Annotated in this window: 7 protein-coding genes; all 7 read left to right on the top strand. The window is 63.3% G+C overall.

What is annotated here, in order from left to right; translation table 11 throughout:
- Window positions 1-124 precede the first annotated feature (124 nt).
- The 7 genes from IU452_RS34790 (at window position 125) to IU452_RS34820 (ending at window position 4,587) form a co-directional block, all read left to right on the top strand.
- Window positions 125-508: a hypothetical protein gene (locus IU452_RS34790; protein WP_195113502.1), complete on the top strand. Its 384-nt coding sequence runs from the start codon at window positions 125-127 to the stop codon at window positions 506-508.
- Between the two features lie 35 nt (window positions 509-543).
- Entirely contained in the window at window positions 544-804 is a 261-nt protein-coding gene (locus tag IU452_RS34795; RefSeq protein ID WP_195113503.1) for a hypothetical protein, read from the top strand.
- 127 nt (window positions 805-931) lie between these two features.
- Entirely contained in the window at window positions 932-1,321 is a 390-nt protein-coding gene (locus tag IU452_RS34800) for a hypothetical protein (protein WP_228819255.1), read from the top strand.
- The gene (locus IU452_RS34805) at window positions 1,321-1,851 is read left to right on the top strand and encodes a hypothetical protein (RefSeq protein WP_195113505.1); all 531 of its coding nucleotides are present in this window, start codon (window positions 1,321-1,323) and stop codon (window positions 1,849-1,851) included. The genes IU452_RS34800 and IU452_RS34805 overlap by 1 nt, the downstream gene beginning before the upstream one ends.
- A gap of 184 nt (window positions 1,852-2,035) precedes the next feature.
- The gene (locus IU452_RS34810) at window positions 2,036-2,221 is read left to right on the top strand and encodes a hypothetical protein (protein WP_195113506.1); all 186 of its coding nucleotides are present in this window, start codon (window positions 2,036-2,038) and stop codon (window positions 2,219-2,221) included.
- Between the two features lie 168 nt (window positions 2,222-2,389).
- Window positions 2,390-2,605: a hypothetical protein gene (locus tag IU452_RS34815; RefSeq protein WP_195113507.1), complete on the top strand. Its 216-nt coding sequence runs from the start codon at window positions 2,390-2,392 to the stop codon at window positions 2,603-2,605.
- Window positions 2,606-2,787: 182 nt separating this feature from the next.
- A complete protein-coding gene (locus IU452_RS34820) occupies window positions 2,788-4,587 on the top strand; it encodes an RNB domain-containing ribonuclease (protein ID WP_195113508.1) in 1,800 nt (599 codons plus the stop codon).
- The last annotated feature ends 1,720 nt before the right edge of the window (window positions 4,588-6,307 follow it).

Consider the following 6,307-nt stretch of genomic DNA (forward strand, 5'->3'; position numbering starts at 1 on the left):
GGCACGGGTCGGCCCACGGTCACAACGAGGTGACCGCAGCAGGGACAACGGCGTCACGCATCTCTTAGATCGACCCGCTCATCCACCCACCGAAATAAGCCCGTAGGACGAAGGAGATCACCTGATGGGCTGGTCTGTCGGATTCGACCCGAAATGGAACCGCGACATCGGGTATGGAGTGCCAGCGCACTGCGACCATCCCGGCTGCACCGCCGAGATCGACCGCGGCCTGTCTTACGTGTGCGGCGGAGAGCCGTACGGCGGCGACAAGGGATGCGGCCTCTACTTCTGCGACAACCACCTGTGGTTCTCGTGGCGGTCGGCCGATGGGACACAACTGTGTGAGCGCTGCATCCACGACAGGGAGCCATTCACGCCCACTCCAGACATCCCCCGATGGATTACCTGGAAGCTCACAGATTCGAGCTGGGCGCAGTGGCGCACCGACAACCCCGACAAGGTCCAGCAACTCCGCACCGCTCAACCCGAACCCTCCCTCGACCCATAACCAATCCCTCAGCGACACAACAGGAGCCATCAGACATGAGCAAACGCATCACCGTGCACCGCGAGATCACCTACCCCGGGTGCGATACCTACCGCGAGGAGATCACCCCCGAAACAGCCCTTGGCCACCTGGCCCAGCTGCTGGCAGACGGATCGACGGTCCGTGCCGAGAGCGACGTCACGACGTGGAGGTTCGAGCTGGACGGGACCACCGAAACCGGCGAGCAGTTCCACGCCATCTACCGCATGCACGCCACCCGCGCAGCGCTGACCGACCTGGCCGCCCTGCGCGGCTGACGGCAACCCCCCGGTCAGATCCGCCCAGCCGGCACCGGCCGAGCGAAGGAAGTTCCCAAACACTATGAGCAGCAGAGACATTCAGCCCACTGCGGCCCGCCCGCCGGTGGCTACGCTGTGCGGAAGCATGCGTTTCTTCGAGCAAATGCTCGAGGAGTCCGCCCGCCTGACCGCCGCTGGCATCATCGTGCTCGCGCCGTTCTGTGTCGTCGCGCCCGAGGACCAGACCGGCGAGAAGAAGGTGCTTCTGGACGAGCTGCACCGCCGAAAGATCGACATGTCCGATCGGATTGTCGTGGTCACCGACGACACGTTGTACTGCGGCGAATCCACGAGTGCCGAAATCGACTACGCGGCCGCTCACGGCAAGGCCATCGAATGGGCAGTCCACCCGGCCCGCCACCAGGATCAGCGGCCCACCACCGCGGACGTGCCGCACCGCATCGACATCGAGTACGACTACACCCACGACATTCACCAGCGGACGGCGGCGGCAGAACCGAAAGGCCGGCACTGATGCGCCGCCTACCGATTCGGACCCCGAACCAGCTGGCCGCCGTCGCGATGGCCACGGTGGTCGTGGCAGGAGGGTTCCTGACCCTGGGGGTGATCGGGCATGCCGTCGGCCGGGCGGCCGGGCCGGCCGCCGGGCGGGCGGCAGTGATCGCGACGGTGGTCGCTGCCGTGACGATGGTGGTAGGACTGGCGGTGCGTTCGGTGGTGGAGAGGGCGCGGCAGCGAGCGAACTTCCTCGCCCAGTTCACCCCGAGAGTGGCCTGGGCGGTACACGGTGCAGTTCTGGCCGGACTGCACGATCAGGTTCAGCCCTTTCTCTACGCCGGCCTGCCGCCGTCGCTGCGGTTCGATCGGCAGGTGTACCGCACCGCCGGCGGCGGCGCGCTGCTGCGCGTGCAGCTAACGAAAGGGCTGCAGGTCCACCACCTCGTCGCAGCCGGGCCGTGGCTCGAAGAGTACTGGGGCCTGCCGGTGACGGTGCACCGCGACGAGGACACTCGCCGCGCGGTCATCCTGGAACTCCACCCTTAACCCCTACCCGACGTGACGGGCACCGGTCCGGCCACGACCCTGCAAAACACGTCTGATTCGAGACGAACAACCATGGCAGACAACAGATCTGATGCATTTGAGCTGGCGGTCTCGTCGCAGACCACGACATACCGGGTCACGTTCGACTCGCATCGGCCGCACCCGAGATGTCAAGCCGCTGATCGTGCAGGCGTACGACGCCGACGATCTCGCCGAGAAGGTGTACCGATACGCACGACCACACCTCCGGTCCCGTGACATCGACGTCGCAGTCAACCTCGAGGAATTGCGAGGGTCGATCCTCGCCGGAGTACGCAACGGTGGCAGTTTTGCCAACGAGCGGGTCGCCGACCCCTCGGCTCAGACCTGACTCGATAGACGTACCGGTATCAACACATATCCGGCACTGAACCACCATGCTTATCGCACTATCCTGATTTATGTCATCTGGGGCAGGACCGACCGCCCGCCCAGCGAGAGGGAAGCGACACGAACCACGTTGCCTCCGCCGCGAATCGACCGAGAGGACATCCGCGCCATGATGAACGACATCCGCGGCCCCCTGATCAGCTTCGTTGCCTTCCTGGTCCTGGCCGTCGTGTACGTCCTGGCCCTGCGCGCCGATGTGATGTGGCTCTGCGCGCTGCTGCTCTGGATCCCGATCGGCCTCACTGCCGCGCTGTACGGGGTTTCGATGGCACGCGTCAGCCGCCGCACCCGGGCGGCGCGGCACGGGCGCGGCGGTGTGCGATGAACCGCGACCGCACCTGCCGACGCATTCACCCCTAGCCTGGGGTATCCCGAGGTGGTCTGCTCCTGTCTGGCATGCCAGGCGCTGCGCGTGTCGCACCATCTGCGGGAGGTCGTGATCTGCTTCGCTCACACTCGCTGTCCGCTTCCGTTGTTGATTGGCCCTGCTGGAGAAGGGGTTCGCCTGTGATCGTCGGGGACCGTCCTCTGCTCATGATCGACCGTGCGCACGCACGCGACCGCGACGACGCGTTTCGGGTGGACCGCATTCCGGACGGAGGTTGGATGGTCGAGATCCATATCGCCGCGGTCGCCGACCACCTGCCTATGGGCTCGACGGCCGACAGGGAAGCCTATGTGCGCTGCGAGTCGCGCTACCTGCCCACACGCACGATCCCCATGCTCGGCGGGAAGATCGAGCAGTCCGCCACGCTGGTCGAGGACGCAGACCGGCCGACCATGCAGGTCCTGGTGGCTCTTTCGGCTGAGGGCCGGATCCAGGCGATCGAGATCAACCACACCGAAACTCCCGGCGGTCGCTGTCATGCGCTCGACCACCAGCAGGCCGCCCAAGCGCTCAAAAACCCCGGCCACCCCCTGCATCTCGAGATGGCCGACGCCAACCACGTTGCCAAGATGCTCCACTCATCACGGTTGCACGGCGGCGCGCTCGCCTTCTACGACCTCACCCGGGGCTGGGCCACCACGGAAGATGGCGCCGTCACCGCGATTCCCCAAGCCCAACGGACCGCCGCCTACATCGTGGTTCAGGAGATCATGATCCTGGCCAACACCTCGATCGCGCACTGGGCCGCCGAACGCGGCCTTCCGATCCTGTTCCGAAACCAACAGTCCAACCCCGTCACCGGCGCCGGCGCAGAAATCGCCGATGAACTCACCACGGCGGCATCCGATCCGGTCCGCTTCGAGCGAATCCGCCAGCGCGTACACGCCACCTTGCGCCGCGCCTCCTACGGCAGCACCGTGCACGGCCACTACGCCCTAGCGCTAGCGGCCTACACGCATGCCACATCACCGCTACGCCGCGTCGCTGACCTCATCACCCAACGGGCGATCTTCGCCCACCTGGAAGGCACACCAGCGCCCTACAGCCACGCCGAGCTCACCCGCATCGCGGACGACATCACCCGGCGGCTCCACGCAGCCAAAGACGCCAAAAGAGCCGTCCTCAAGGAGAACGACAAGAGGACCACCGCGACAGCTGCCGTCGCCGACTTGTCCGGACTCGACGCCAACCGATGGACCAAGGTCCTCACCGCCGCCGTCGGGCATCCAGCACCGCCTCCCGCCCTGGCAGAGGAGTTCCGCCGACGAACCGCCAATGACGAACTCACCTTGAAGGATCTCGCGACGGCCCTCTGCGCCGGGCCCGCATGGGGCCAACTCCTCGAGCATGCCCTCACCGCAGCCGCAGCCCGCCACCCGGAACACGGTCCCAGCGTGCTGTCCGTGTGGCTGCAACTACACAACCTCGGCGACGCACCCGAATACGAGTATCGGCAAACCGGCCCAGTCCACGGCCCACAGTTCGCGGCACGTGCGACCGCCGGTGATCACCGTGGGGGATGGGCGATCGCCTCCACCAAGAAAGGCGCCCAGCAGGTCGCAGCATGGCAAGTCCTGCACGTCATCGCCGGCCTCGCCTCCAGCGACGCTGGCAGCGACGAGCCCGCATTCGCGCAGCCGACCCCTTCGGACAGCCCCACTCCCGCACCCGCCCCACAGACCATAACCATCTCCTCCGACTCCGCGGCGAATCCACTCGCGCTGATCAACCATCACATGCAGACGACGAAAACCACTGCGCCGCAATGGGACACCCGCCAAACCGGACCCGACCACGCTCCCACCTTCACAACATCCGTCACCTACGCCGGGCACACCGCCAGCGGCAGCGGATCCACGAAGGCCGCTGCGAAGACTGCAGCAGCAGCCGCGCTCGTCGAGCTCCTTACGAACGAGTGATCAGATAACGTTTCGGCAACACTGCGGAGGCCGTCGCTACCGGCGGATGGGCGCGCTCGCTAGCCGTTCTGGCCGCATGTACATACATGCTTCCGGCGGTTTGTCGCATGTACATACATCTATCGCTTTTACCGCATCCGTATCCGTCTGCACATTTCGCCTACTCCGATAGAAGGCTATTGGCGGAAGGATCAATCCGGGCTAAGATACACGGCTCGAATCAATGTTTCGAAAGTGATGACGTTCAATTTAGTTAATTCAGTAGAACCACGCTTTTTTAGATGGCGAAACCGCAGGTAAAACCGCCCACGATGCGGCCGTATCGGACATTTCGGACGTCTTTCGGAAAGTTTCGGTACTCCCATTGCGCCCCTCGGCAGTGCTGCACTATCGTCAAAGTTGTCAAACAAGGCGCGGGACTGACCACCCCGCGACACATCCAGGAGACATACGATGTCCACTGTATCACTAGAGCGCATTCAAGCACCGCACAGCCTCTCTTTGCTGGACGCATACGGTAAATTCGTTGCCCTTGCAGACGCTCTTAGCGTTCCGGATGGAGGATTCAGTATTGATCCGAACACCGGACGTGATGTTACTGGCGGATTTGCCGTGTCAACATACCCAGAGTGTGAGCGAATCTTTCCCGGACGCGTAACCGCTGGGGACATCTTCGAGTACCTCTCCGAGATGCGCTCGGAGTTAACTAACCCTGATACGGTACTCGGGGGGTGGCGTGACCCTATCACAGGCAAAGCGTATCTCGACATTTCGCGTGTTGTGCCGGACGTCGAAACCGCCATTCATCTCGGAAACGCGCATGGCCAACTCGCAATATTCAACTTCGCAACTGGAACGTCAATCCCCATCGCTCCGCCAGTAAAGCAAGAGCGGTAACGATGTACGGAAACCGCCAGAGCTGCCCGCTGCCAACTCTCATGTGGGTACCTACCCACCGCCTCGTTACGGCAGCAGAACTACCCGCCGGTCCTTTTCACCCCGAGTGGGTTACCTCCAGTCGGCACAATAGCCCGAGCAACCCCTCAAATAGTTCATCCCGCCCATAAACGGAGCAAACAATGACTTTGGTCTACGCACTCATGTGCATCATCAGGACCAGCGCGCATCGCCTCATGGTCGAGATCCACCGTCGTATCGAGCTTGGGCCCCTCTATGCGTGCTCCGCCTTGTACTTCGTCGAGTTTGGAATGCACACCGAAATAATTCCATTGATGCTCTGCGCCTGCTACGCATCCGAAGCAATCATTGCTTCCAAGAAAGACACGAAGAAATTGGCGACAACATCCAAGCGCCTGAGTCTTACGTAAAAAGTAACATGCACGAAAGTTAGTATTAAGGGGATGGGTCGAAATGTATCGTTTGGTTACGCAGATACAGGGAAGGGAAAAGCGTTGGCCTCCGGACAGCTTACGCAACTGCCGATACGTCATGGGGTGTTTCGTAGCGACCGATCAAGCCCTAGGCGGCCAACTAATCAGTAGGACCGGATTCTCGGCAGTCACGTGCGATAAGAACGGATCCGAGCGCATCTACGCAATTGTCCCTATCCGCTGATTCGTTTCGGAAGACGCGGCCAGCGCGGAGGAGGCATAAAGGCCCCGGGCGCAGCCCGGGGCTTTCTGCGGATTGCGGGTCCGCGCGGGCTTGCCCGCGCGTCTGCGCAGTGCACGGGCGCAGCCCGTGCACCCTGCACCGCAGG

The sequence above is a fragment of the Nocardia transvalensis genome, assembly GCF_015477765.1.
GTDB classification, from domain to species: Bacteria; Actinomycetota; Actinomycetes; order Mycobacteriales; family Mycobacteriaceae; genus Nocardia; species Nocardia transvalensis_A.